This window comes from Mesorhizobium sp. GW821-FHT04C10, from assembly GCF_059420305.1.
The window spans coordinates 246024-271757 of the sequence record NZ_JBWKTL010000002.1 but is presented as its reverse complement, the minus strand read 5'-3'; the positions used below and the strand labels follow the sequence as shown (position 1 = coordinate 271757).

24 protein-coding genes and 1 pseudogene are annotated in these 25734 nt (G+C 60.3%); 6 read left to right on the top strand and 19 right to left on the bottom strand.

The window, feature by feature from the left end; translation table 11 throughout:
• Positions 1–139 precede the first annotated feature (139 nt).
• The 8 genes and pseudogenes from AC07UC_RS34815 to AC07UC_RS34780 form a co-directional block, all read right to left on the bottom strand.
• Positions 140–750: pseudogene (locus AC07UC_RS34815) on the bottom strand (redoxin domain-containing protein).
• Between the two features lie 47 nt (positions 751–797).
• Entirely contained in the window at positions 798–1946 is a 1149-nt protein-coding gene (locus AC07UC_RS34810; RefSeq protein ID WP_494909269.1) for an alpha-hydroxy acid oxidase, read from the bottom strand.
• Positions 1947–1959: 13 nt separating this feature from the next.
• A complete protein-coding gene (locus tag AC07UC_RS34805) occupies positions 1960–2640 on the bottom strand; it encodes an amino acid ABC transporter permease (protein ID WP_494909268.1) in 681 nt (226 codons plus the stop codon).
• Positions 2637–3308, bottom strand: coding sequence for an amino acid ABC transporter permease (locus AC07UC_RS34800; RefSeq protein ID WP_494909267.1), 672 nt, complete (start codon positions 3306–3308; stop codon positions 2637–2639). Before AC07UC_RS34800 ends, AC07UC_RS34805 begins: the two co-directional genes overlap by 4 nt.
• Positions 3309–3324: 16 nt before the next feature.
• On the bottom strand, positions 3325–4158 hold the full coding sequence (locus AC07UC_RS34795; protein ID WP_494909266.1) for an amino acid ABC transporter ATP-binding protein: 834 nt from the start codon (positions 4156–4158) through the stop codon (positions 3325–3327).
• A gap of 3 nt (positions 4159–4161) precedes the next feature.
• Complete coding sequence (locus AC07UC_RS34790) at positions 4162–5094, bottom strand: substrate-binding periplasmic protein (protein WP_494909264.1); 933 nt, start codon at positions 5092–5094, stop codon at positions 4162–4164.
• A gap of 26 nt (positions 5095–5120) precedes the next feature.
• Positions 5121–6230, bottom strand: coding sequence for an LLM class flavin-dependent oxidoreductase (locus tag AC07UC_RS34785; protein ID WP_494909263.1), 1110 nt, complete (start codon positions 6228–6230; stop codon positions 5121–5123).
• 10 nt (positions 6231–6240) lie between these two features.
• The gene (locus AC07UC_RS34780) at positions 6241–6555 is read right to left on the bottom strand and encodes a YdhR family protein (protein WP_494909262.1); all 315 of its coding nucleotides are present in this window, start codon (positions 6553–6555) and stop codon (positions 6241–6243) included.
• Positions 6556–6997: 442 nt separating this feature from the next.
• Between AC07UC_RS34780 and AC07UC_RS34775 the strand changes: the two genes are divergently transcribed.
• The 6 genes from AC07UC_RS34775 (at position 6998) to AC07UC_RS34750 (ending at position 14138) form a co-directional block, all read left to right on the top strand.
• Complete coding sequence (locus AC07UC_RS34775) at positions 6998–8353, top strand: aminotransferase-like domain-containing protein (RefSeq protein ID WP_494909261.1); 1356 nt, start codon at positions 6998–7000, stop codon at positions 8351–8353.
• A 943-nt stretch (positions 8354–9296) separates the two neighbouring features.
• Positions 9297–10268, top strand: coding sequence for an NUDIX hydrolase (locus tag AC07UC_RS34770; RefSeq protein ID WP_494909260.1), 972 nt, complete (start codon positions 9297–9299; stop codon positions 10266–10268).
• Positions 10269–10336: 68 nt separating this feature from the next.
• Positions 10337–11311 (top strand): quinolinate synthase NadA, encoded by a 975-nt coding sequence (nadA, locus tag AC07UC_RS34765; RefSeq protein ID WP_494909259.1) that lies wholly within the window; start codon positions 10337–10339, stop codon positions 11309–11311.
• Positions 11308–12849: an L-aspartate oxidase gene (locus AC07UC_RS34760; protein ID WP_494909258.1), complete on the top strand. Its 1542-nt coding sequence runs from the start codon at positions 11308–11310 to the stop codon at positions 12847–12849. The genes nadA and AC07UC_RS34760 overlap by 4 nt, the downstream gene beginning before the upstream one ends.
• Positions 12849–13703: a carboxylating nicotinate-nucleotide diphosphorylase gene (gene nadC, locus AC07UC_RS34755; protein WP_494909257.1), complete on the top strand. Its 855-nt coding sequence runs from the start codon at positions 12849–12851 to the stop codon at positions 13701–13703. The genes AC07UC_RS34760 and nadC overlap by 1 nt, the downstream gene beginning before the upstream one ends.
• A 135-nt stretch (positions 13704–13838) precedes the next feature.
• Entirely contained in the window at positions 13839–14138 is a 300-nt protein-coding gene (locus tag AC07UC_RS34750; RefSeq protein WP_494909255.1) for a hypothetical protein, read from the top strand.
• A 449-nt stretch (positions 14139–14587) separates the two neighbouring features.
• Here the strand turns inward: AC07UC_RS34750 and AC07UC_RS34745 are convergent, their stop codons facing one another.
• The 11 genes from AC07UC_RS34745 to AC07UC_RS34695 form a co-directional block, all read right to left on the bottom strand.
• A complete protein-coding gene (locus tag AC07UC_RS34745) occupies positions 14588–15013 on the bottom strand; it encodes an OsmC family protein (RefSeq protein ID WP_494909254.1) in 426 nt (141 codons plus the stop codon).
• 45 nt (positions 15014–15058) lie between these two features.
• Positions 15059–15157, bottom strand: a complete 99-nt coding sequence (locus AC07UC_RS34740; RefSeq protein WP_494909253.1) for a homocysteine S-methyltransferase family protein — start codon at positions 15155–15157, stop codon at positions 15059–15061.
• Between the two features lie 8 nt (positions 15158–15165).
• The gene (locus tag AC07UC_RS34735; protein WP_494909484.1) at positions 15166–15666 is read right to left on the bottom strand and encodes a homocysteine S-methyltransferase family protein; all 501 of its coding nucleotides are present in this window, start codon (positions 15664–15666) and stop codon (positions 15166–15168) included.
• 255 nt (positions 15667–15921) lie between these two features.
• Complete coding sequence (groL, locus tag AC07UC_RS34730; RefSeq protein ID WP_494909252.1) at positions 15922–17559, bottom strand: chaperonin GroEL; 1638 nt, start codon at positions 17557–17559, stop codon at positions 15922–15924.
• 119 nt (positions 17560–17678) lie between these two features.
• Positions 17679–17966 carry a co-chaperone GroES gene (gene groES, locus AC07UC_RS34725; protein ID WP_494909251.1) on the bottom strand — a complete coding sequence of 96 codons (288 nt, stop codon included), beginning with the start codon at positions 17964–17966 and terminating at the stop codon, positions 17679–17681.
• Between the two features lie 199 nt (positions 17967–18165).
• Entirely contained in the window at positions 18166–18600 is a 435-nt protein-coding gene (locus tag AC07UC_RS34720; RefSeq protein WP_494909250.1) for an ABC transporter substrate-binding protein, read from the bottom strand.
• A 258-nt stretch (positions 18601–18858) separates the two neighbouring features.
• A complete protein-coding gene (locus tag AC07UC_RS34715; protein WP_494909249.1) occupies positions 18859–19851 on the bottom strand; it encodes an ABC transporter permease in 993 nt (330 codons plus the stop codon).
• A 4-nt stretch (positions 19852–19855) separates the two neighbouring features.
• Positions 19856–20821: an ABC transporter permease gene (locus AC07UC_RS34710; RefSeq protein ID WP_494909248.1), complete on the bottom strand. Its 966-nt coding sequence runs from the start codon at positions 20819–20821 to the stop codon at positions 19856–19858.
• Positions 20814–22448 carry a dipeptide ABC transporter ATP-binding protein gene (locus AC07UC_RS34705; protein ID WP_494909247.1) on the bottom strand — a complete coding sequence of 545 codons (1635 nt, stop codon included), beginning with the start codon at positions 22446–22448 and terminating at the stop codon, positions 20814–20816. Before AC07UC_RS34705 ends, AC07UC_RS34710 begins: the two co-directional genes overlap by 8 nt.
• 28 nt (positions 22449–22476) lie before the next feature.
• Positions 22477–24234 (bottom strand): ABC transporter substrate-binding protein, encoded by a 1758-nt coding sequence (locus tag AC07UC_RS34700; protein ID WP_494909246.1) that lies wholly within the window; start codon positions 24232–24234, stop codon positions 22477–22479.
• A gap of 124 nt (positions 24235–24358) precedes the next feature.
• Complete coding sequence (locus tag AC07UC_RS34695) at positions 24359–25576, bottom strand: GNAT family N-acetyltransferase (RefSeq protein WP_494909245.1); 1218 nt, start codon at positions 25574–25576, stop codon at positions 24359–24361.
• Between the last annotated feature and the right edge of the window lie 158 nt (positions 25577–25734).

Genomic DNA, 25734 nt, shown 5'->3' with positions numbered 1-25734 from the left:
TGCACTCCCATTCAATCGTTGCAACAAAACCGTCAGGCCGCTGGACGAATTCGATCGACAATCTGCGCAACTACCCCCGGTCGAGAAATTGGGCTACAGTTGCGCCGAAGGCATCGGAGCGGACAGCACGCAATCGCGGTCAGGCGGACTGCCTAGTTTTGCGCAGGTAAGGTAGAACAGTATCGAAGGCGCCGAACCGCTTTGCGGCTTCTTCGTTGGACACCGCTGCGGTAATGATGACATCATCGCCCTGCTTCCAGTTGGCAGGAGTTGCGACCTGATGCTTAGCCGTCAACTGAATCGAGTCGATCGCGCGCAGGATTTCCTCGAAGTTGCGGCCGGTGGTCATCGGGTAGGTGAGGACAAGCTTGATCTTCTTATCAGGGTCGATAAGGAAGACGGAGCGGACAGTGGCATTGTCGGCGGGCGTGCGACCTTCCGCGCTTTCGCCGACACCCGCGGGCAGCATGTCGTGGAGCTTGGCTACTTTCAGGTCCTTGCCGCCGATCAGCGGATAATCGACCTCGAAGCCGGTAGCGGTGCGTATGTCGCTCTTCCATTTCGCATGGCTCTCGACCGGGTCGATCGAGATCCCAATGATTTTTACACCCCTAATGGCAAATTCACCTTCGAGACCGGCCATTGCGCAAGGACTGCCCAGTTGTCGCCGATCCATTCATGGAACGAGATCAGGCCTTTGGAAGTATCGGCCCGGAAGTCGGGGGCGATGTCGTTGATGCGGAGGCTCATGTTTGATCCTTTCGTGATCGTTGAGCGAAATAGGGATGATGTAGTGGTCAGCGCTGCAAACCCAGCCGTTCCATGACGACCGGGAATGCACCAAGGGGGTGAGCTACACCTGTAGGCGATGACTGCTGCATGAAGTCAGGCGTCAATTCGGACACGCTGTTGACGCCGAGCAGCGCCATGACGATTACCAGTTCCTCCTCCAAAAGCTGGAGAAGCCGGTGCAGGCCCTTTCGCCCGCCGGCGGCAAGAGCCCAGGCCTGCATCTTGCCTATGCCGACGGCCTTCGCGCCGAGAGCCAGTGCTTTGACGATATCCGTCCCGCGCACGAAGCCGCCATCGACGATAACGTCTAGCTGTCCGCCAACCGCTTCGATGATCGCCGGAAGCATCTCGATCGTCGCGGGTGCATGGTCTAGCGCCCTTCCCCCGTGATTGGACACGTAGATGGCATCGGCACCATACTCGACCGCGAGGCGCGCGTCCTGCGGCGACATCACGCCTTTCAGGATGACTTTGAGACCCGAATGCTGCTTCAAGGTCGATATCATCGACCAGTCCATACGAGCGCCATCGAGACCGTCTCCCTCAGGTCCGCTCGGCTGCCGGCCTTCCCTCACCTCACGCAGGAGCGACGAGTAAAAGCGCTCGACCTTGAAGGCCGTCGACACCTTGCTCATCAGATCGCGCTCGCGCCGGGTGTAGAAAACGGTTTCGCTGACGAGAGCGATGGCCTGGAAGCCAGCATCCGCTATAGACCTTGCCAGCGTCTCGAGCGGGGGAAGCCCGGGACGCGGATGCAGAGCGTAAATGGAGGTGCTCGGCGCAGTTCTGCCGACGATGTCGTAGGCAGGTGCCGCATACCCACTCAGGACATGGAGGATCCCGAAGTCGCGTGCCACCTCGGCGGGGGCAAGCGCTGCATCCGGATCAAGGAGATGAACGGAGCCGATCGGGGCAAGAACGACAGGAATACGCAAGGGCATTCCCACGAAGTTGGAGCCCGGATCGATGCGGCTTACATCACGCATGATGCGTGGTAGCAGCGCCAGGCTGTCGAGCGCCACCCGGTTTCGCCTGACGGTCGTCTCGGTTTCTGTTCCGTAAGTCACATAGTCCCAGACGTCAGAGGGAAGGTTTTTCCTGGCAGCCCAAACGACATCCTGGATCGTCGCAAAATCGGCGGAGATTTCGGTCAACTGGCAATCCTGATCAGGAGGCGGAAAGTTTGGCGTTGCTGCGGGCGAACCGCTTTTCCAGCAGATGCGCTAGGATCGAAAGCGGATACGCCATGACGACGTAGAAAGCTGCCGCCACCGCGTAGATTTCCGTCGGCATGAAATACTCGCTGCTAAGAGAGTGCGCGCGCATCATCAGTTCCGGTGCGGTGATGGCAGACGCGAGCGACGTCGATTTCAGCGTGATGACGGCATAGTGGGTGATCGGCGGCACCATGACGCGGAAGGCCTGCGGGATCAGGATATAGCGGAGAGCCTGTCCTTCAGTCATTCCGATCGACAATGATGCCTCGCGCTGTCCGGAATCGACAGAGAGTATCCCCGAACGGAAGATTTCCGAGAGGTAGGCTCCGTTGTTCAGCGTGATAGCAATCACCGCCGCGGTAAACGCCGTGAAGCTGATACCAACCGACCCCAGACTGAAGTAGATGATCAGCATCTGTGTCAGAAGTGGGGTCCCACGGAACAACTCAACAAATCCTGTCGCCCCTCCCCGTAGGATTGCTCTTCGGCTCGTTCGCCCTAGTGCTAGCAACAATCCGAGCATCAGCGACAATGCGAATGCGAGAATGGCGATACGAATCGTGACGAGCGCGCCGTCGAAAAGCTCCGGCAGCCACAGAAACACATCGCTATCGAAGAGCCCGCCGCTCATGACGCCGTTCCGCCATATGCCCGCAGCCGCTTTTCAAGTGCACCTGCCGCCCTGCTCAATGTGAGACTGAGGACCAAGTAAATGGCCGCAGTGTAGAGATACAGCAGATCCACCGCTCCTATCTGATTGGCAAGGTTTTTTGCCCTGAACATCAGTTCAGGCACGGCGATCACCGACGCTATGGAACTGTCCTTCAGCAACTGGATCAGATAGTTGCAGTAGGGTGGAAGCGCAGTCCGGCTCCCTTGCGGAAAAATGATATACCGCATCGCCTGGGGGGTCGTCATTCCGATTGAAAGCGAAGCTTCACGCTGACCGACCGGGACGGCAAGCAAAGCCGCGCGAATAATCTCCGTCACATACGCGCCGCCATGAATTCCGAACCCGATCAGGGCAGTCGGAATCGGCGAGAAGCGGATGCCGAAGGATGGAAGGCCGTAATAGATCACGAAAAGGAGGGAGAGCGTGGGTATGGCGCGGGCGAGTGCGACATAGGTCGACGAGACGGCGCGAACCGCCGCGCGCCTGCTCGTCGAGAGATAGGCAAAGAAAACGCCCAAGATGGTCGCGACCACGCCGCTGCCGAGCGTGACGAGTATGGTCATGCCTGCCGCTTGAATCAGGATACTAGTGATCTCTGGCAGGCGCTCAAAGAATTCCGCGTGCACGGCAACTTCTCCTGAATCAAGAATGCCGGGTTTCGCGGGAAAGGATTCGGGAGAGGAAAGCTGCAGTGCGGTCGTGACGTGGCACCCTGAGAACCTGGCTCGGCGGTCCCATCTCGACGATCTGCCCGGCATCGAGAAAAGCCACCCGGTCGGCAATGTCCTCGGCGAAGTGCATCTCGTGCGTGACCACGATCATCGTCGTTCCAGACCTTGCCAGCATTCGCATGACGTCCATGACCTCACCCACGAGTTCAGGATCAAGCGAAGCAGTGGGTTCATCGAACAGCATGAGCTTGGGACGCATCGCAAGGGCGCGACTGATGGCGACGCGCTGCTGCTGCCCTCCTGAAAGCGTCGCCGGATAGGCGTTCAGAAATCTCGACAATCCCACCATTGCGATGAACTCGCATGCGGTCGCTTCGGCCTCTTTCCTGGGTAATCTCAGAACCTTGGTGAGGCCGATGCTGACGTTTTCAAGAACGGTCAGATGCGGAAAGAGATTGAACCTCTGGAACACCATACCGATCTCGCGACGCCGTTCGGCAAGACGGCGACCCTTCAAATGGTGGGGATCTTCCGATGCCCAGATCGGGCTTCCATCGATTGCGACGGATCCGGCACTTGGCGTCTCCAGCAGGTTGATACACCTTAGGAGCGTCGATTTTCCCGATCCGCTCGGGCCAATAAGCGTCAGAACCTCGCCGGCGGCGACGTCGAGATCTATATTCGTCAGCACCGGCTCGTCTTCGTACCGTTTTGACAAACGCCTGATCTCGACGAGAGTCTTTGCGGGCGTGACCGCTTGGGCCGACACATCGCAGTCAGTCATCTTGATGGAAGCGGTCAGCATTGCTCACGCAAAATAGCCGCTGAAGTCCTTGGGCACATGCGTACCTGGCCCTAGGATCTGGTTTTTGTCGTCGCGATCGACGCCGATTCTGGGGTTGCTTGTCAATGGCTGGAAATACTCGGGGTCGTCCAAACCGTATTTCGCAAAAATCTCCTTCGACTTTCCGCTTGCCAGAGCCCATTTCAAGCCGGCATTGACGGCGTCCAGCAGATCGGGGTTGTCGAACGAAAGCCCGAACACCGACTGGCTTCGCCCGGTCAGGATCGCAAACTCCGGATCATGCTTGAAGACGATATGCTTGAGCTTCAGGCTGGGATCCCGTTTGGTCGCGAATGCGATCAGCGTCGGATCGAGCACGCCGAAGTCCAGGCGGCCCGACGTCAGGTCGCGGATGACGGTGGCGCTGTTGTCGTAGAATTTGACGTCAGCGACGTTCGGGATTTTCTTGAGATCAGGCGTGGAAGATGCGCCGGTCAATGTCCCAACGGTGAGCCCTGAAATATTCGCAACGGTCACTTCCCTGGGTAGATCGCGATCCGATTGTGTGATCGCGCCATATGTGACGTAGTAGGCTGGGTCGGACAGAGCGATCACTTGGGCACGCTTTGCCGTCCAGCGCATGTTTCCGAGCATCAGATCGGCTCGGCCCGACCGCACGGCCTCGATGGTGCCCGCATTGTCGACGGTCGCCGCCTTTACCTTGAGCCCAAGCTTCTCGGCGATCAGTGTGATGATCTCACCGTCTGTGCCCGTCAGGCGCTCGCCCTCGATGCCTGATGCCGGCAGTTCGCCAAGCGCCGCGACAGTCAGGAAGCTTGGCTCTACGGTTTTAAACTGCGGCACAGCAAACGCGAACCTTGCCCCGCCGGCTGCAGCAAACGCCCCGGCCAGGCCGGCTTGAAGTATCGTACGGCGTCGAATTCCATTCGTCAGCATGTTGAAACTCCCTCGGTTCAGACGGATTAAAACGGCCTGCGCAGTTGCTCGCGCTCGGCGAGCGCGGCCCTAAAAGCAGGGATGATGTCCCTGCCGAATTCAGGGATGTCCGCCAGCCTGTGGAAGCCGTCTAGAATGAACATGTTCACGCCGGCATCGACATAATCCAGCAGAGCGGCGACGATCGTCGACGGACTGCCAACGAGAGCGCTGGATTTGCCTCGCTCGGTGACGCCCGAAAGGCCTGTCCACAGCGCCCGGTCGTGGCGTTCAGAAATCCGGTTGGCCTCGACTTGCCGACGGTCACCGGCGCTTGCATCGCGCCCATCCTTCGATGGCAGCCACCGGGTCTCTTCTGGTCGAAGCGATTGCGTCTGCGCCAGCGCATCGGCCTTCAAGGCCTCTGCCTTTCTCCAAGCAAGCTCATCAGTCGCCCCGACAACCAGTCTGACGAGAACAATGATGCCCGGTCTGTCCGGCCTTCCGGAACCCTTCGCCGCGTCGTGAATCTTGGCGATGTCCTGCTTCAAGAATTCGAGAGGCTGCGCATAGAGCGCATAGCGATCGGCCTCTGCGCCGCCAACGTCATAGGCGATATCGGAATTGCCGGCAAAGTAGATCGGTATGCGGGGCTCTTGCCTGGGGAAGATAGACGCAACGAACCCGCGGATGTCGTAATGCTGCCCGATGAGATCGAACGGCTTGCGCTCGGTCCAGGACTTCTTGAGGATCTGTATGAATTCCTTCGTCCGGACGTAGCGGTCCTCCTTCCCGAGCGGATCGCCGTTCTTGCGCGTGCCATCGCTTTCGCGCCCGGTGATGACGTGGAAACCGATCCGTCCGCCCGATATCTGGTCGAGCGTCGCATAGCTTCGCGCGGCCCATGTGGGATTGATCAAACCCGGCCGATTGGCGACGAGAAGGCGGAGCGACTTCGTCTCTGCCGCCGCCAGCGCGGCGATCTGCAGGCTGTCCGGGCCGTCGCTACCGACGCCGATCAGCGCACCGTCGAAGCCAGCATATTCATGCTCGCGAGCCTGGCGCTTGATGTACTCGACATCCAGGCTGGAGCCTGTCGCCAGATGCACCTCCGACTCGTCGCGGTGCGTCAGATGCCCGTAAATTTCAACCGTCATCGAACGACCCTCATTCTGCCGCCTCAAGCGGCGCCTTGGAGACCCGGCTCAGTTCCTCATCCACGTCGAAGAGTTCGACCGTGATGTTCTTGTATGCGGGGTGAAACGTCTGGTTTGCCCGGGCCGCCAGCCACGCTTCGGCCGAGGGACGATCCTCGAACAGGAACAGGCCGCCACCGCGCCGCGCCTTCTCGTCGCGCAGCCAGACCTTCCAGAGGAAGCCCGGTATCTCGGTGCGCCGCTCGGCAGTCTTGATCTTGTCGGCGCGCGTGACTCCGTCCTGGAAATCGCTGTCGTAGTTCACCTGAGCGATCACAAAGCCCATTTTTCAAACTCCTGCGGATGTTCATTCGGCGTACAAAAACCAAGTTGAAGTGTCAATATGTTTTGATCATATATCTATGTTCATGAAATACTATGATAGTGTGTACATATTTGCTGCAACATACGGTTTAGAGTCGCGACAGGCGGAAGGGTTTGATATCCGGCTCAGGAGGGTGACCCCGGTAGATGGATGCGGCCAGTTCCCGGCTTGTGGTAGCCCCAGATGATCCCCATGGGCGGGCAATGGCCACCGTAACGCCAGTCCATATCCGATCGAACTCCGTCCTACTGTAGCTGCCGACACAAATGGTTAGAACGCATGAACTATGCGCAATTATGTTCAGTTTGAAAAAACATATTACGTCCGAAGGTCAAAATGATTTTTCATTTCTCCGCTTGGGGCCTATATGTGTCCACGTAACGGTGAGAATTCGAGGCTCGGGATGTCGGTACAGGTGGGCGAAGTGATCGATGCGGAACGGTTGGCTGCCGCATGTCCTACACGTGAGCCGAACGAGATAGCCGCCGTCATTGCATACAAGATTTTGACGCGTGAATTCCCGCCCGGAGCCCGCCTTCCCACCGTGAGAGATCTGGCGCTGAAGCTGGATGTGAGTTCCAGCACCGTCGCGAATGCATGGGCAAAGCTCCGCAGCGACGGACATGTCGAGACGCGGCGGCGCGGCGGCACGTTCATTATCCAGCAGGGCAGCGTGCAGGATCCGGGTGTGCCTCCAATGCGTCTGGATTTGTCGTCCGCGTCGCCCGATCCCGAACTGCAGCCAGACCTCGGCCCGGCACTGGCCGCCGGCTTGAAGGTTTCAAATCTGCATTCCGCCAAGCTGGACTACATTATCGAGCCCTTGAAGGAACAGGCTCAACGGGAATGGCCGTTCGAGGCGGAAAACTGGACGGTTGCCGGAGCCAGTTCCGAGAGCATACTGCTCGCATTGAGCGGCGCCGCATCGCCTGGAGACACGATTGCCGTCGAGCAACCCACGACGCCACGCCTGCTTCAGATTATGTCACTGCTCGGTCTAAAGGGAATTGGCGTCGAATGGGACGCAGAAGGTCCCAGCGTCGCCTCTTTGGGGAGGGCGCTGCAGAACAAGCCCGTGGCCTTCGTGTTTCAGCCGCGCGCCCAGTTGCCGCTCGGATTGTCGATGAGCGCCAAACGGGCAAAAGAGCTGGCTGGCGTCTTGAAGAGCCTTCCAGACACGTGCGTCATCGAGGACGATCCGCTTGGGCCGATTTGTATGGCTCCCGCGGAGAGTATTGGCAAATGGCTACCCGACCAGACGGTTTTGGTTCGCTCGTTTTGCAAGGCATTCGGCCTGGATCTCAGATCTAGCATCATCGGCGGCAGTGCCCGGCATGTATCTGCAATTCGTCAGTCCCGTTCGATGGGCATCGGCATTGGCAGCCGGATCCTGCAAGGCGCCCTACTTTATCTTCTGACCGATGCCAGCACGCAAAAGATGATGAATAGCGTGCGACAAGAGTACCGCAAAAGGCGGACCCACCTCGTCAACAGCATACGTGCTGCGGGTATCCACGTCCAAGAGCCCGGCGACGGTCTTGCCATATGGCTACCAGTAGACGACGAATTGAAAATGATTGCGACTCTCGCTTCGAAAAACATGGTCGTTGGCGAAGGAAGTCGCCACTTCTTGCAGAAGGCACAACCACATATCGCGATCCACATCGGTCCGCTCTCCGGGGCAGAAAGCCTGATCCATACGGTTGGATCATTACTTAGTATCGCGCGATCGGTCGAAAAGTCGTCACCATTCGATTGATCACAAGAGAGGATCTGTACTAACAACAATGCGGCCCAGCTTGTCATAGTGTAGATCTGCAAGAGCCCAGTCTTGACATATGCTTGGCCGCCACCCGCCCGCCTTTGGACACACTATCGGCATCGCTTCACACCCAATCTGGTGGGAGCTAGATGTACTGATCACTCGAAGTGAAAGATCCGTCCGACCTAGACCGACAAGGGATCGAGACGTCGGGCCCTAAATTGGGAACCCGTGGTATAGCCAAACATCTTTTGGATGCGGTCGCATCGCCAGATATGTCGGCAGGCAGCGCTGCTGGTTCCGCAACTGGCAAATTACGACTAGCTTTCCCTTAGGCGTTGGCCATGGCGCCGGCGAGTTGCCGAAAGGTTACGACGCCGAGCGGCTGTCCGGATGCCGAGACAACCGTCACATCACCCTCAGGGGCGAAAGCGAGCGTTCGGATAGCCTCTTCGAAGGTTGTGCGAATTCTAATCGTTTGCCTGCCCGTTGCGGCATTGGCCCGTAGAGGTGTCATGATGGCGTCGACGTCGCGAGCACGATAAGAAAGACGGTAAGGACTTGGCCCCATAATATCCTTGTCGCCGGCACTTCTTCACCCATAGTCGAACAATCGGAAGCGAATGAGAAATGCCGGATTCTCGCGCGTACAAGAAGAAAAAGATGGTCAGAGCAAGAAAGCGTAGGCGTACGTAGAGAGACCTACTGAATGCGAGGTTTGATTTGAACGGGATCAAAAATGAATCGGCACCTCCTTACCTTACGTCAATACATGACAGCGGCGCTTGGTATAGATTTGTGTTGATGCAACTGGCAATGGCTGCAAAAGATCGAGCATGTCGGGCGCTGCAGGCGTTGAAGGGCAACCAGCATCGGCCAACTTTCGTGCGGCATGCTTAATTCGCACGCGTCCTTGAGACTTGGAGCTCACTGCGAACAAATGCAAGACAAGGTGGCATCGACAAAGAGGCAGCCGGCAAAGAACGGCCAACGGCATGCCATTGCTGCGGAACTGATTGCGGTGCTGGTCGCGGTGACGATTGGTCAGCCCCGCGTCATGACCATCGATCGTGGTCAATCCTTGCCCTCCGGCCCATTCGAGCTTGGACACCGTTCGCTACAATCTGGCCTGAGGGATTGGGTCGAACAGCAGACAAGACACCCTTTGGGTTACATTGAGCAGCTCTATACCTTCGCCGATCGCGACCGCCCGGCAAACGAGAGCGCGCAACGTGTGGTTTCGATCAGCTATCTCGCCTTGACCCGGGAGGAGCAGGCGGCGCCCGCCGACAAAGCCGCTTGGCGCAACTGGTATGATTATTTCCCGTGGGAAGATCACCGAGCCGGTGTTCCCTCCGCAGTATCGGACGTGATCGGTCCGCGACTAAGGGCATGGGCGAATGCAGCTGACGATCGCCCCATGCACGATGACCGCTGGCAACGTGCAGCGATCGCCTTCGGCCTTGATGGCTACGCCTGGAACGAGGAATTGGTGCTGCAGCGCTATGAACTGCTTTACGAGGCGGCGTTTGTGGAAGAGGCGGACCGTAGCCACGGTCCAGACACTGCGCTTTCGGTCTTCGGCCGAGCCATGCAGGCCGATCACCGTCGCATCCTGGCCACCGGCATCGCCAGGCTGCGCGCCAAGATCAAATATCGCCCTGTCGTCTTCGAGTTGATGCAGCCGACATTCACGCTCCTTCAACTTCAGCGCAGCGTCGAGGCGCTGGCCGGTCGGCTTGTCCACAAGCAGAATTTCCGGCGGTTGGTTGAGCAGCAGGAACTGGTCGAAGAGACCGGCAACTCGACGACCGACACTGGCGGTCGACCGGCGAAGCTCTTTCGCTTCCGCCATGGCGTCTTGGCCGAGCGCGCAGTCGCAGGGACGAAATTGCCACTTTCACGTGCTTGACTTTCCTTATGCTCCCTATAAGCATATGCCCGTAATATACTCTTAGTGAGCATTAAAGGGATGGAAAAATGGCGGAAGTCTTGGCTAGGAGTTCCGCGCTCTATGACCGCGTTCGGCGGGTCATTCCATCTATCGAGTGGCCGGCATTCACCGATGATATCGACGCCATTCTCGGTCTGAAACGGCAGCGCAATGCCGTCATACTGGCCCACAATTATCAAACGCCGGAGATCTTCCACTGCGTCGCCGACATTGTCGGCGACAGCCTCGCGCTCGCCCGCAAGGCGATGACGGTCGAAGCTGATGTCATCGTCCTCGCCGGCGTGCATTTCATGGCCGAGACGGCCAAGTTGCTCAACCCGGACAAGACGGTGCTCATTCCGGACACGCAAGCCGGCTGCTCGCTCGCCGATTCCATCACCGCCGAAGATGTCAGCCTGCTGCGGCAGCGTTATCCCGGCATACCGATCGTCACCTATGTCAACACCTCCGCCGCTGTGAAGGCGGAGGCCGACATCTGCTGCACGTCGGGCAACGCCAAGGCAATCGTGGAGGCACTCGGCGTTCCGCAGGTGATCATGCTGCCGGATGAATATCTAGCACAGAACATTGCCGCTCAGACCGCCGTGAAGATCATCGCGTGGAAAGGCCATTGCGAGGTGCATGAGCGCTTCACCCCCACCGACCTCCGCCAGTTACGCGAAGACCATCCGGGCGTCACGGTGCTGGCGCATCCCGAATGTCCGCCGGAGGTGGTCGCGGAAGCGGATTTCTCCGGCTCGACGGCCGCCATGTCCGACTATGTCGGACAAAAAAGGCCGGTGCGGGTCGTGCTGATGACGGAGTGCTCCATGAGCGACAATGTCGCGGTGGACCATCCCGATGTGGAGTTCATCCGCCCCTGTAATCTGTGTCCGCACATGAAGCGGATCACGCTCGCCAACATCCGCACCGCTCTCGAGCAAAACCGCCATATCGTCACCATCGACCCTGAGATTGCCGGCCGAGCACGGCTGGCCGTCGAGCGGATGCTGGCGATATGATCGCCGACACCCGCAGCTTCCTTGGCAGACCTATTGTTATCGGCGGCGGCGTTGCCGGGCTGATGACCGCGCTTCATCTGGCGCCAGAACCGGTGCTTCTTCTGTCTCGGACACCGTTGGGAGCTGACGCATCGAGCACGTGGGCGCAGGGTGGTCTGGCTGCCAGCCTCGGCGATGATGACAACCCGGCACTGCACCTTGCCGACACGCTCGCCGCCGGTGATGGACTGTGCGACACAGAGATCGCTCGACGCATCGTGTGCGCGGCACCCGCCGCGATCGAGGATTTGGTGCGCCTTGGGGTCCGCTTCGATCGTACGCCGGCAGGGACAATGCACCTCGGGCTGGAAGCCGCGCACTGCCGACGGCGCATCGTTCATGTCGGCGGCGACGGCAGCGGGCGCGAGGTCATGCGTGCCTTGGTCGCGGCCGTGCGTTCCACGTCGTCGATCGTGGTCGTGGAAGGCGTTGAAGCGCGCCGGCTGGCGGTGAGCGAGAATGCGGTCCGGGGCGTCTGGGCAAGCTGTTCGACAGGTCCGCTGTTCCTCGCCACAGGACGGGTTGTTCTCGCCTCGGGCGGGATCGGCGGCCTGTTCCACGACACGACAAACCCGCTCGGCAGTTGCGGCCAGGGTCTGGCACTCGCCGCACGCGCCGGTGCAATTCTTGCCGATCTCGAATTCATCCAGTTCCACCCGACCGCGCTTGACGGGCCCTGCCGTCCGATGCCGCTGATCAGCGAGGCGGTTCGCGGCGAAGGTGCGATAATCGTCGATGAAACCGGCCAGCGCTTTCTCGACGGCTTGCAGGGTGCGGAACTCGCGCCGCGCGACGTTGTGGCGCGAGCCGTCGGGAAACATCTTGCAAATGGCCATCGCGTCTATCTCGATGTGCGGGACAAGCCCGGCCCAACATTCGCGCGGCAGTTTCCGACGATCGCATCGGCCTGCCGTCAGGCTGGCATCGATCCGGCGCGTGATCTCATTCCCATCCGGCCGGCTCAACACTATCACATGGGCGGTGTCGCCGTGGATGGCTCTTGTCGTACCTCGGTTGCGGGGCTTTGGGCTTGCGGCGAAGTCGCCTCGACCGGGCTGCACGGTGCCAACAGGCTTGCCAGCAACTCGTTGACCGAGGCCATCGTCTGCGCGCGCTGGGTCTCCGAAAGCCTAGCGGCAACCACCGTGTCGCGAACACAGCCGGCGATTGCAAACGACTACCCCTCCCCCAATCCGGAGACCGTGCACCCTCTCCTGGCGCGCTCGCTCGGCATTGTGCGGGACGGTGAAGGTTTGAAAACCACTGCACGCGCCTTGTTGCCGCTCGCCGAAAGCAAGAATGCGGCATCGGATCCGGCGGCTGTCGGGTTGATGATCGCGATCGCCGCCTTGTCGCGCGAAGAAAGCCGCGGCGCTCACTGCCGCGCAGACTTTCCGCATCGCGCCGCCGTCGCCCGACGTTTCGAGCTCACGCTCGCCGACGCGTTGGCGGCTGCGCGGGAACTCGCACACGCCCCGAACCTTGAAAGGGCCAAGTGATGAAGCTTTCACCGCTTCCCACGGTCATGTTTGAGCCGCTTGTACGGGCAGCTCTTCTCGAAGACCTTGGCAGGGCCGGCGACGTGACCACGGACGCCGTCGTACCAAAGGAACACCATGCCAGGACCGTGCTGGCGGCGCGTCAGTCCGGCGTTGTCGCCGGCCTCGATCTGGCGATGCTCGCCTTCCGCCTGATCGATCCTGACGTCGAAATCTCGGTGGAGCGGGCAGACGGCAGCAACGTCACGGATGGAGAGGTCATTGCCTCAGTGGTTGGCCCGGCCCGGGCCATTCTCACAGCCGAACGAACAGCACTCAATTTCCTGTGCCATCTGAGCGGTATCGCTACGGCCACGGCATCGATCGTAGCTGCGGTTCGCGGACATGGCGCAAAGATTGTCTGCACGCGCAAGACGACCCCCGGTTTGCGTGCAGTCGAAAAGTACGCCGTGCGCGCAGGCGGCGGATCCAATCACCGCTTCGGCCTCGACGACGCCATCCTGATCAAGGACAACCACATCGCCATCGCCGGCGGCATTCGCCCCGCGCTCGAGCGAGTACGAAGGGGGACCGGTCATCTGGTCAAGATCGAAGTCGAGGTCGATACGCTGGCCCAGCTGGAGGAGGTGCTTGGCTTCGCCCCCGATGCGGTCCTGCTCGACAACATGTCCCTCGACCATCTCCGTCGTGCCGTCGCAATCGTTGGCGGTCGCGCTATCACCGAGGCTTCTGGCAGGATCACATCCGATACGGCGCGAGCGATTGCCGCGACCGGCGTCGATCTGATTTCCATCGGTCGACTGACCCACAGCTCACCGATCCTGGATATCGGCCTCGACTATCGGGGCTCATGATCGCCCGAAGAAGGAGTAGAAGCAGGTCAGATGTCTTTTCCGATCGTCGTCATCGGCGTTGCCTTGTCACCATGCACCGTGCCCCAGGCGGGGAAACCGACCTTTTCTCTGGCGCAGGATGAGTTGGAGATCTGAATGGGCATCCATGGCGAGCCAGGTATTCATCGAGGTCCGTTGCTGAAGGCTGATTCCGTCGCCGACGACATGCTCGACCGTCTGCTGGCGGAGGCCCCCGCTGCATCGCAACGACCAGATTTCTCTTCTCGTCAACAGTCCGGGCGCCACCCCCTCTCGAAGAGCTTTACATTCTATTTCGGCGCGTCGCCAATCGCCTTGACGACTGGACGTAAAGATCGTTCGGCTTCTCGTCGGGCGCTATGCAACGTCTATGGAAATGACCGGCACTCTATTACCGGCACTCTATGTCTAGTTTAGGTATCGTGTCACGATACCTAAACTAGACAACCAGTTGATGCGATGGCTAGAGGGCGGCGACGGCCGCAAGCGCCAGCGAAGCGCCGAAGATTGCGCCGAACAATCTGGATCGCGTTTGCGGAAGGCTCATCGAGAAATCCTGTTCACTGTGAAGTTGATTTGAATTGATTGCGCCTCGTCGTGCTCTCACGCTGGACGCCTTCTTTTCTGTGGGGCTCTAGTCCGTCTCGAGATCGAATGTCGCGGCATTTCGGCTCGGTTGATACCGCGCCATTCTTACAGAGCGACCAGCGCCGTGACTGGCTCCAAATATCCGCGATTTGCCGTCAATTCGGAAATCTGTGCCCATTTTGGCCGAATGGCGGATTGGCTTTCCGAGCTCGGCTTGAAGTTGATTTTCGGAGGTCGCCTAGGCAGATGCCTTTGCGCGTTGCCTCTGAAGCTGAAGCCTAGTCCGCGAACACCGTGGTGAACTCTGGCGCGCCGCGCAGCGTGTTGCTCACCGTGCAGATCGTCTCCGCATCCTCGGCGATTTTCCACTTCGTGGCCGCGTCGATATCCCCTTCGATTGCAAGGACAATTCTGAACTGGCCGATGCGGGAAACATCGCCGTGCGCTTTACTGCCCGATACGTCGGCGCGCACGTCGTGCAGCCCGTCACCGACGCCGAGCCTGCCGGCCGCGATGCGGGCGCTCAACACCATGCAGGCCGCCAGGGAAGCATAGAGCAGGTCGAGCGGGTTGAAGCCCGGCTGGTCGACCCCGGTCGCGATGTCGATACGGCCTTTCGTCGGTGTGGTTACCGTCGGCTGCTCGCCTAGGCGCAGTGTTGCGGTGGCGCCGGTCTGCCGCGTTCTGACCCTCAGGCCGCTCATTCAAATTGTCCTTTCCGATCCACACGCCGGCGTCTCGCCGGCACCTCAAGCGGCCGGCCCGACATCGCGGCTCGCCTTGATCGCCGCGATATGTTCGGGGCCTATGCCGCAGCAACCGCCAACGATCGTTGCCCCCTGTTCCACCCACAGCCTTACCCATTTGAGATAGTTTTCGGGGTCAAGGTCATTCCTGATTTCGGAAATTCCCGCATATGGCGTGTCGGAAGGTGGCTCGGGCAAAAGGCATTGGCGTAGACGCCAAGTTCCACCTTGCGCTTGCCCGATGCGGGGATCGCCTTGCGAGCCGCGACGACCGCGTCGCCCATGACCTCGGGCTGGCTGCAATTGAACAAGATCCCCGATGCTCCAGCCTCAACCGTCACCGCTACCGCGTCGGCGACGGGCTCGCCAGATCTCAGCTCCGGCGGGCCGGCGCGCCCATCTTCGTCCTTCAACGTGTAGGAGACAAAGATGGGCAAGCGCGACGTCCTGACCGCCGCGAGCGCCTTCAACGCCTCGACGGTGGAGCTTTGCGTCTCGATAAGCCAAAGATCGATGTAGGGAGCAAGTCCCGCAACTAGGCTTTCGAGGATGCGTGGCGCTTCGTCGGCCTTGAAATTGCCGGGCCGGTAGCTTTCAAAAAGCGGTGGCAGCGACCCCGCGACCCTGATGTCACCAGGCGCCTGGTCGGCGCCAGCCCGGTCTCAGCGCGAATATCGGCTCGTGGATCCGCATTTCATCGCGATGGTCCATGGTCCAGCCATGAATGAAAACGATGTCGCGGCCTTTCCCCTCGCTTAAATGCCACATAGTCCCCTCGCAGATAGCTCAGCGTGAACGCACCGCCCGCGCGAGGTGCGCGAGCGGTGCGATTGCAAGGCGGGTATTCTCGTGACGCCGTTGGCGGATCAGAAGTCGAGGCCGCCGCCACCAGGGCCGCCAGCCGGCAGCGCCGGCTTGTTCTTGACCGGAGCGTCGGCGATGAGGGCCTCAGTCGTCACCAGCAGGCCGGCAATCGATGCCGCGTCCTGCAATGCGGTCAGCACCACCTTGGCCGGATCGAGAATGCCGGCCTGCAGCAGGTCGACATAGGTCTCGTTCTGCGCGTCGAAGCCGAATGTCAGCGACTTGTTTTCGAGAACCTTGCCGACAACGATCGATCCTTCTACACCGGCATTCTCGGCGATCTGACGGATCGGGGCTTCAAGTGCCTTCAGCACGATGCTGATGCCCGCCTGGATGTCCTCATTGTCGCTCTTCAGCCCATTGACGGCGCTCTTTGCGCGCAACAGCGCGACACCGCCGCCCGGCACGACGCCCTCTTCGATAGCCGCTCGGGTCGCGTTCAGCGCATCGTCGACACGGTCCTTCTTTTCCTTCACTTCAACCTCGGTCGCACCGCCGACGCGGATGACGGCAACACCGCCGGCAAGCTTGGCCAGACGCTCCTGCAATTTCTCCTTGTCGTACTCCGAGGTTGTTTCTTCGATCTGGGTCTTGATCTGACCGATGCGGGCCTTGATCTCGGACTTCTTGCCGGCGCCATCGACCACAATCGTATTTTCCTTGTCGATGCGGACCCTCTTGGTGCGGCCGAGTTGCGCCAGTGTAACGTTTTCCAGCTTGATGCCGAGATCTTCCGAGATGACCTGGCCACCGGTGACGATGGCAATGTCCTCGAGAAGCGCCTTGCGGCGATCACCAAAGCCCGGAGCCTTGACGGCGGCGATCTTCAGGCCGCCGCGCAGCTTGTTGACGACGAGCGTAGCCAGCGCCTCGCCCTCGACATCCTCGGCAATGATGAGCAGCGGCTTGGAGGTCTGCACCACCGATTCCAGGATCGGCAGCAGCGGCTGCAGAGACGACAGCTTCTTTTCGAAGATCAGCACGTAGGGTTCATCGAACTCCACGACCAGCTTGTCGGCATTGGTGACGAAATAGGGCGAAAGATACCCGCGGTCGAACTGCAACCCCTCGACCACATCGAGTTCGGTCTCGAAGCTCTTGGCTTCCTCCACCGTGATAACGCCTTCCTTGCCGACTTTCTCGACAGCTGTCGCGATGATCCGACCGATTTCGGTCTCGCCATTGGCGGAGATTGTTCCGACCTGCGCGACCTCATCGGAAGAGGCGACCTTGCGGGCGCGCTTGCGGATGTCCTGGATCGCGGTGGCGACAGCAAGATCAATGCCGCGCTTGAGATCCTGCGGGTTGAGCCCGGCAGCGACGAACTTCGCGCCTTCCTTGACAATCGCCTGGGCAAGAACGGTCGCGGTGGTGGTGCCGTCGCCGGCGAGGTCGTTGGTCTTGGACGCGACCTCGCGAACAAGCTGGGCGCCGATGTTTTCGAACTTGTCCTCGAGTTCGATCTCCTTGGCGACGGTAACGCCATCCTTGGTGATCCGTGGCGCGCCGAACGACTTGTCGATGACCACGTTGCGGCCCTTCGGGCCGAGCGTCACCTTGACGGCGTTAGCGAGGATGTCAACGCCGCGCAGAAGGCGGTCGCGGGCATCGGTTGAGAATTTTACTTCCTTGGCAGCCATGTTGAATACCCTGTCTGGCAAAGCGCCGCGCATCGTTCATGCAGGCGCGTCACGCTCCGGATTTGATGAAATTGGCGTACGACCTTTCGGCAATCCCTTCGGGTCGCCGAGCGGAGGCGTCAGGCGATGATTCCGAGAATGTCGGATTCCTTGACGATCAGCAGGTCCTCACCCGCAATCTTGACTTCCGTGCCCGACCATTTGCCGAACAGCACCTTGTCGCCCGCCTTGACATCGAGCGGCACCAACTTGCCTGATTCGTCGCGCGCGCCGGAGCCGACGGACACGACCTTGCCTTCCTGAGGCTTTTCCTTGGCCGTATCCGGAATGATGATCCCACCCTTGGTCTTCTCTTCACTATCGAGCCGGCGGATCACCACCCGATCATGCAATGGTTTGAAACTCATAAAGCCTATCTCCTGTGACAACGCAGAGCCTGTTGGCTTGCGCTCAGCAGGACTGGCACTCGATCCCTTGGAGTGCCAGAAGACTTTAACGGATGGATCGGCGACCCCTCAAAGCCGGCGATTTCTTTGATCCAGCCGGGAGTAGCAAGTATTTCTGAAAGGCAGGTTGGTCGGAGTAAGGTTTGCCGGTGTCCCAATATTAGGGATTTCGCACGAAATGGATGAATGACCCCTTCTTCCACTCCGCGAATTTGAACGAGCCGGTGCCGATGAACTTGCTGTTTGCCTCGGCGTTGCGGAAGTCCATCATCCCTCCATAGAGATGGGTAGGCAGTACGGCTTTATTGTGCACGTAGAGGAAGGCCAGGTAAGGAGCCTTCAGCGTGAACACCACGGTGTATTCGTCCGGCGCGGCGATGTCCTTCGCCTCCGCCAGATCGAGCCTTGAGCGAGCCTGAAGCGCGGGCAGGAATTTCTGGAAGCTGAACACCACGTCCCTGGCGGTGAAGGGCTGGCCGTCATGCCATTTGACGCCATGGCGCAAGTTGAAGGTGTAGACGAGATCGTCATCGGAAATCGACCAGCTCTGCGCCAGCCGTGGCCGAGGCTCCGCTCCGATTGGAATTGACCACATAGCAACCGGAGACGATGGCGCCCATTGCGCCGGCGGTCACCCATTTCTCCTGGCTTGTCGAGGTGGCTCTCGGAACGACGATCAGGTCGAACACCTTGTCGCTCGCCAGCCAGGGACCAAAGGGCATCTCATTCGTGACAAGGATGTTCGGTCTCGCCGCCTCCACCTGCCGACGCACTGCATCTCATCATGCTGCCCCGCCCGGTTCCAGTCCTTCCGGCCATTCCACGAATGTACAAATCGTCATTGATGCGAATCTCAGGATAGGCTCGACGGATCACGCCATCTTGTCACGATATCGACGACGAAAGTACAGAGTACGAACGAAGAAGCCGCGAAGATCGTTGTCCCGATGACGACGGGAAAGTCACCTTCGAGCGCCGAGTTGATCGCCAGCCGGCCGACGCCGTCCAGTCCGAAGATCGTCTCGGTGACGATCGCCCCGCCCATGATGACAGCGAGCTCAAGACCGCCGAGCGTGATCACCGGATTGAGGGCGGCCTTCAATGCATGATCGTAATAGACCCGCCATTCCGGAACGCCCTTGGCGCGCGCGGTCCTGATGTAGTCCTCGCCCAGGACCTCGAGCATGCTTGCGCGCACCAGCTGCTGGAAAATGCCGATCTCGGCAAGCGACAGCGTCAACCATGGCAACGCCAGATGACGCGCCCATTCGAACGGATTTTCCGTAAGAGGCACATAGCCGCTGCTTGGAAACCAGAAGATCCCATAGTTGGAGAACTGGAAGAAGAGGAAGTAGGAGATCAGGATGCCCGAGAGGAATGTCGGCACTGACAGGCTGGCATAGGCGAAGCCCGATATAAGCCTGTCCAGCCAGGAGTCCTGACGGCGCGCGGCAACCACACCGAGCAGGATCGAAAACGTCATCCAGATGACGACCGCGCCAAGTGCCAGCGACAGGGTCACGGGCACCTTTGAGAGGATGAGCTCGGTGACCGGTGTCTGCTTGCGAAAGGAATAACCCAAACCCGGCGGCCAGTGCGCAAGCCCCATCGGCGCGCCCTGGATGTCGGGGCCGCGGAAGAGGTAATACCACAGCTGCAGATACCACGGTTCGTTGAGGCGCAGCGCATGCGCGATGGCGTCGATCGCCTGCTGGCTGGCGTTGCGGGGCGCCAGCATCGCGGCCGGATTGCGATACGCGATGCGGGTGATGAAGAACGCGATTACCAGCACAATCAGAAGCGTCGACAGCGCCCGGAAGATCAGCTCGCCTGTATGCCGGATCATCGCGTCACCTGCCGCGGCGATGGGGGTCGAGGACGTTGCGCAGGCCGGCGCTCAGCGTGTTGAATCCGGCCACGGTCAGGAAAAGCGCTATGCCCGGCCCGAGCAGGAACCAGGGCTGCAACTGGTAGAGTGAGGAACGCTGCGCCTCGGCGATCATGTTGCCCCAGCTTGGCTGCGGCGCCTGCACGCCAACGCCGAGGAAGGAAAGCGTCGCCTCGGCGATGATGTTGGTCGGCAATTGCACCGCCCAGTAGACCAGGATCACCGATGCGATGTTCGGCAGGATTTCGCGCACGATGATCCTGCCCTTCGATGCACCGATCGTCTGCGCGGCCTCCACCAGCGGGCTGCGGCGCTGGACAAGCACCAGGCCGCGCGTCAGCCGGGCGAAGTAAGTCCACGAAAACAGGGTTATGATCAGCACGACCACCAGCGACGGCGCAACGAGCGGCTTGCCGTCTTCACCCCGGTTCAACGACAGCAGGCTGAGCGCGGTAACGATGAACGGGAAGGACAAGGCCACGTCTACCACCTGCGAAATGACGCGGTCGACGCGGCCGGCAAAGAAGCCGCTGACGAGGCCGATCGCGGTGCCGATGATCATGGCCAGCGTGGTCGCCGGGATAGCGATGGCCAGCGACACACGGGCGCCATAAAGCGTGCGCACCAACACGTCGCGGCCATTGCCGTCGGCGCCCAGCGGAAATTCGAATGTCGGACCGGTCGGCAGCCCCATCTCGGTCAGCGCCGTATCGCGAAACTGCTCCGTCACCCCGTGACCGAGCAGCCATGCAACCACCGGCGCCAGCAGCGCGCCGGCTACAACGAAGCCGATGATCAGCGCGCCAATGCAGAACGACCTTTCCGTGAGCAGCGCGCGCAGCAGCAACAGCCTGTAGGACCGAACGATCTCACCATGTCCCGACAGGAGGCCATCCTGAACGGACGCAAGCGAATGGACCTCAGGCATGCGCGGCGATCCGCTCGGGAACCGGGTCGTGCCTAAGGGCCTTGCCGGGAATCGCGTCTATCAGCCTGACCGCATAGGGATGACGCGGAGCGCCGAAGACGCGCGCCGTCTCGCCGGCCTCCACGATGATCCCCTTCTCCAGCACGATGACGCGGTCGCACAGTTCGGACACGACACCCAGATCATGCGAAATGAACAACAGCGACAGGTTTCTTTGCCGGCGAATGGCTTGAAGCAGCTTGATGATCTTCGCCTGCGTCGTGATGTCCAATGCCGATACGGGCTCGTCGGCGACGATCAGCGAGGGTTCGAGCGCAATGGCGCGCGCGATGGCCACGCGCTGCCGCTGACCTCCGGAAAGCTGCGCTGGAAAACGGTCGAGCACGTCGCCTGAAAGTTCGACATCGCGCACCAGTTCCTCGACGCGCCGGCGTATAGCGACCGCATCCAGCTTCGTGCCGATGATGAAGGGTTCGGCCAGGATGGAGCGAATACGACGCCGCGGGTTCAGGCTGGCATAGGGATCCTGGAAAATGACCTGTATGTCCGACCGCAATTTCCGGTCGATGCTGACCCCGCCGGGGCCAGGACGCGAATAGGTACGCTCACGCAGCGAGATGCTGCCTTCGTCCGGCTGGTCGAGGCCGGCTATCAGCCGGCCAATGGTCGACTTGCCGGAGCCGGATTCGCCGACGAGGCCGACGATCTCGTTCTCGCGGACCGTGAAGGAAATATCGCTGAGCACCGGCCTGAGCAGCGCACCGGCGGCGGAACGACCCGCGAAAGAGCGTGCGACCGCCGACACAGAAAGCAGGTCGGGCGCCGTAGGCAATGGTGACTGTGTACCACGAGCAGCCAAGCCGCCGAGCCGTGCCGCGCCAAGCAACTCCCTGGTGTAGGCCTGTCGCGGCACTTTGTAGATCAGTTCGGCCGAAGCTTGCTCCACCACCTGCCCAGCGCGCATCACCAGCACATCGTCGGCGATATCCGAAACGACGGCCAGATCGTGGCTGACGAAGATCATGGCCGTCCCGTGCTCCTGCTGAATTCGCTTCAGCAGATCGAGGATCGAGGCCTGCACGGTGACATCCAGCGCCGTCGTCGGTTCGTCGGCGATGATGAGGCCGGGATTGAGCGCGATAGCCGCCGCGATCATGACGCGCTGGCGCATGCCGCCGGAGAACTGCCTGGGGTAGTCGTTCACGCGGGCTAAGGGATTGGGAATGCCAACATCGGCCAGACGGGCGAGAACGCGCTCACGCAGTTCCTTGCGCCCCACTCTGCGATGCGAGGTGATCGTTTCCGCGATCTGCTGGCCTACCGTCTTCAGCGGATGCAGGTTGCTGAGCGGATCCTGGAAGATGAAACCGATGTCGGCTCCCCGCCGCCGACGAAGATCGGAGGCGGGGAGGCCCAGTATCTCATCGCCCTTGTGCAAGACGCTGCCGCGCACGTTGGCCCCCGCCGGCAAAAGGCCGGTGGCGCCGAGCAGCGACACACTCTTGCCCGAACCGGATTCGCCGACGATGGCGAGCGTTCTGCCCGGTTCGGCGGCGAAGGAAACGCCGTGCACCACTTCCGAGGCGCCGAATGCGACGCGCAGATCGGCGACGGAGAAGATGGACACTTGTGCCTCCTTTTTCGGTGCAGCCCTGCTATTGTTTGAGGGCTATGTTGGTGATGTCGGCATTCACCGCGAGCGACGACCACACCCAGTTGGCGAGGCGATCGGAAGTGACCACGACCTTGCGTTTCTCGAACAGCGGGATCCAGGGCAGGTCCGTGGAGACGAGCTGGTCGGCTTTCGTCCAGATCGGTTCCGGATCATCGGACGGGTAAGCCTGCGCCGCGAGCTTGTTCAGCTCCGGATTGCTGTAGCAGATGGCGTGGACGTTGCCGGTCCCGCAGGGCGCTGCGTCTGAGTTCAGCCAGCCGCCGAGCAGCATACGTGTGCTCGGTCCCTGCCAGTCCGGCGAAAAGCTGCCACCCAGGGATACGTCCCAGCGGCTCTTCGGATCTTGGATGAAGGCATACCACTGTGTCGGCGGAATCGGGATTAGGTTGAGCGTGATGCCGGCTGCGTCCAGATCCTCCTTCACCGTTACCGCGATCGCTTCGTACTGCGCATTTCCGCGATAGATGGCGTCGAAGGCTATGCCATTCGGATAGCCTGCCTCGGCAAGCAATTGCTTGGCCTTGACCGGGTCGCCCCTATAACCTTCGGTTGGATAGGGATCGAACTTCTCGAAACCAAGGATGGTCGAGGTGATGATCTGGGTGAGCGGCACGGCGCCGATGGAACCGGCCTGGGTTTGCGCCAAATGCTCGCGGTTCACGGCATAGGTCAGTGCCTGCCGCACCTTCAGCTTGCGCAGCGCCTCAGCGCCTTCCGATTTGGCTTCCGGACGGGCATTGAAGGTGATGAAGTTCGCCGACCCACTGTTCGTCACATGGATATTGGGGCTCTTCTGCGAAACGAAGCGCTGGATCGTCGGGATGGGCGGGATGTCGAGATAGAGCGACAGATCGGCCTCGCCGGCGATGATCTTCTGGACGACGCTGTCCTCGCTGTTGGCGGTGAAATCGATGTCGATCTCATCGACGTAGGCCTTGCGCGCCTGGTCGGACTCCGGCTTGAAATTCTTTGCCTTCTTCAGCACAAGCTTCTGGCCCTGATCATAGGTGTCGACATAATAGGGCCCGCTGGACGGCAGGTTCTTTCGCGAGTCGAGCGAGTCCGGGAAATATTTGGACGCGATCTCTGGCGCCACCGGCGACACGAAGTTCATCGAAAGGATATTGAGGAAGTCGTAGTTCTTGGTGTCCGACTTGATGACCAGCGTGTGATCATCCGGAGCCGAGACGCCGGCAATCTCGTGCGTGTCGGTGAAAGCCTTCGTCGCTGCGAGATCGCCGGTGGGAACCTTCGCGAAATCCTTGCAATAGTCGACGAAGCCGGAGATCACGAGGTTGAAATAATTGATGGCGGCCACCTGCTTGTTCGGATCGCAGAAGCGCTTGACACCGTAGACGAAGTCGCTGGCCACGATCTTGCGATCGGTTGAGCCTGAGAAGAATACATCGTCCTTCAGATGGAAGGTGTAGACCTTGCCGTCATCGCTGACGTCCCAGGACTTTGCGAGGTCCGGCACCAGCGTGGTGTCTTCCTTGAGACCGGCTGGCGAGCCGGGATAGGTTACCAGCTGACGCGTCGTCGCGCGCAGGATTTCCCAGGAATCGATGCTGTAGCCGGTGAGTGGATCGAAGGCGTCGAGATCGGACTGGATCGAGGCAATGCGCAGAGTCCCGCCAGGTTTGATATCTTCCGCCTGCGCGGAGTACCCAAGAACAGAAAGCGAAATAATTCCTCCTGAAATGGCTTGAAATACCATATTCGCAACACGAGTTGCCATTAAATCTCTCCATATTAATGATATTCCCTGCAGATATAATTACATTCGTTGATTGTAAATTTGAGATATAATCACCTATTTTTCATATACTCATTCAAACCCCATTTTATATTGAAACATTATATTAAAACATTGTTCCCGAATGCGGCAGAGCGGGCGCCATGAACAGCGTGTCGAGCGCTTCGACGGCGGCACGGTCGAAGGCGCCGAGGCGCCCCGTTTGTGCAAGCTGCCACCATTTCACGCTGCCGAGATAGGCGGCGGAAACTGCGGCCACATCCGTGACGACGGCGGCGGGAAGATTGGTTCGCTCCGCCCCCTGCGCCGAGAGGCGCAACCGGGTTGCGTTTTCGGGCAAGACGGCATCTGAAACCTCGAGCACCACGCTGTCGGGCCCTGCGTAGGTTCGAGCTGTCAGGGCCTTTTCGACGTCAAGGAGTCGCAGCCATGTCTCGTCGCGTACGGCTGATACGCGAACGCTTCGGAAGTCCTCGAACAGCCAAGGCAGCAGGTCGTCCACCGGGCGGCTCCAGAAGACGATGCGATGCGGCAGGTCGACCGCCAGCAGATGCGCCACCAGCGCGACATAGGCATCAGCACTGTAGGCCACGATGTCATCGACGACGATGGTGCGTTCCGAGCTGGTGAACCAGCTGTCGAGACCGACAGGGTGATAGCGTACGAAACCTGTTTCGGACCCTTTTTCGCCGTGGACCGCGACATAGGCGGGACCGCCGCTTTTCGTTTGCCGCAACGCCTGGAAATCCCACCAATAGGCCGAGCGCGCGATGACCCCCGCGCGCGGGGCCGGCTGGCCCGCATAAATGCGCGCCTGCACTGCCCAGGCATCGTCTATCTCGACCAGGCGGATCTCGTCCCCGGATCTCCGTCCCGCCCTCAGACGCGCACGCGGTGTGTCGACCTCGAAACTGACGGATGTGTTGGCGATCGCATATCCGAAATTACCGTAAATGCGCGCGTCGGATGCCCGCAATGTGGCCGCCGCCTCGCCCCGCTCGCGCGCGCCTCGTAACTGTGCCTCGAACAGGGAAGTCGCCACGCCGCGCCGCGTATGCGTGGGCAGCACCCCGACATGGGTGACGGCGGCCTGCGGCAGCCAGGCACCGCCCGGAACCACGATCTGCCCGGAATAGGAGTCGGTGGTGCCGACAAGCACTTCGTCCTCGAAGGCGCCCCAGGTCCGGTCCGGCTCAAACAATTTGTCGACCAGCGAGTCGTCGATCGGGCCGAGCGGCGGCAGGCCGACCATCGCCGTGCGGAATGTCCGCACGGCTTGCCTAAGCTCGGCCTTTCCGGTCAGCAGGCGCACATCCAGTGTCATGACGCCTTCCATGTGGGCAGAACTTCGGGCCCCCTCTCTTCCGGTCTGGGTGGCCGCGAATAGGTGCGTGGCCTTGGCACGGCTTTCCGTACCCAGGTTTCGAATTCGACGTCCCCGAAGCCCGGATGTATCTGAATTCCCGACATTGTCTTCTCGTC

Coding starts and splice junctions, on each gene's coding strand:
- AC07UC_RS34805 (WP_494909268.1), bottom strand. CDS start 2,640: ATGAGCGGCGGGCTCTTCGATAGCGATGTGTTTCTGTGGCTGCCGGAG.
- AC07UC_RS34795 (WP_494909266.1), bottom strand. CDS start 4,158: ATGCTGACCGCTTCCATCAAGATGACTGACTGCGATGTGTCGGCCCAA.
- AC07UC_RS34790 (WP_494909264.1), bottom strand. CDS start 5,094: ATGCTGACGAATGGAATTCGACGCCGTACGATACTTCAAGCCGGCCTG.
- AC07UC_RS34785 (WP_494909263.1), bottom strand. CDS start 6,230: ATGACGGTTGAAATTTACGGGCATCTGACGCACCGCGACGAGTCGGAG.
- AC07UC_RS34780 (WP_494909262.1), bottom strand. CDS start 6,555: ATGGGCTTTGTGATCGCTCAGGTGAACTACGACAGCGATTTCCAGGAC.
- AC07UC_RS34775 (WP_494909261.1), top strand. CDS start 6,998: ATGTCGGTACAGGTGGGCGAAGTGATCGATGCGGAACGGTTGGCTGCC.
- AC07UC_RS34770 (WP_494909260.1), top strand. CDS start 9,297: ATGCAAGACAAGGTGGCATCGACAAAGAGGCAGCCGGCAAAGAACGGC.
- nadA (WP_494909259.1), top strand. CDS start 10,337: ATGGCGGAAGTCTTGGCTAGGAGTTCCGCGCTCTATGACCGCGTTCGG.
- AC07UC_RS34760 (WP_494909258.1), top strand. CDS start 11,308: ATGATCGCCGACACCCGCAGCTTCCTTGGCAGACCTATTGTTATCGGC.
- nadC (WP_494909257.1), top strand. CDS start 12,849: ATGAAGCTTTCACCGCTTCCCACGGTCATGTTTGAGCCGCTTGTACGG.
- AC07UC_RS34750 (WP_494909255.1), top strand. CDS start 13,839: ATGGGCATCCATGGCGAGCCAGGTATTCATCGAGGTCCGTTGCTGAAG.
- AC07UC_RS34745 (WP_494909254.1), bottom strand. CDS start 15,013: ATGAGCGGCCTGAGGGTCAGAACGCGGCAGACCGGCGCCACCGCAACA.
- groL (WP_494909252.1), bottom strand. CDS start 17,559: ATGGCTGCCAAGGAAGTAAAATTCTCAACCGATGCCCGCGACCGCCTT.
- groES (WP_494909251.1), bottom strand. CDS start 17,966: ATGAGTTTCAAACCATTGCATGATCGGGTGGTGATCCGCCGGCTCGAT.
- AC07UC_RS34720 (WP_494909250.1), bottom strand. CDS start 18,600: ATGTGGTCAATTCCAATCGGAGCGGAGCCTCGGCCACGGCTGGCGCAG.
- AC07UC_RS34715 (WP_494909249.1), bottom strand. CDS start 19,851: ATGATCCGGCATACAGGCGAGCTGATCTTCCGGGCGCTGTCGACGCTT.
- AC07UC_RS34710 (WP_494909248.1), bottom strand. CDS start 20,821: ATGCCTGAGGTCCATTCGCTTGCGTCCGTTCAGGATGGCCTCCTGTCG.
- AC07UC_RS34700 (WP_494909246.1), bottom strand. CDS start 24,234: ATGGCAACTCGTGTTGCGAATATGGTATTTCAAGCCATTTCAGGAGGA.
- AC07UC_RS34695 (WP_494909245.1), bottom strand. CDS start 25,576: ATGACACTGGATGTGCGCCTGCTGACCGGAAAGGCCGAGCTTAGGCAA.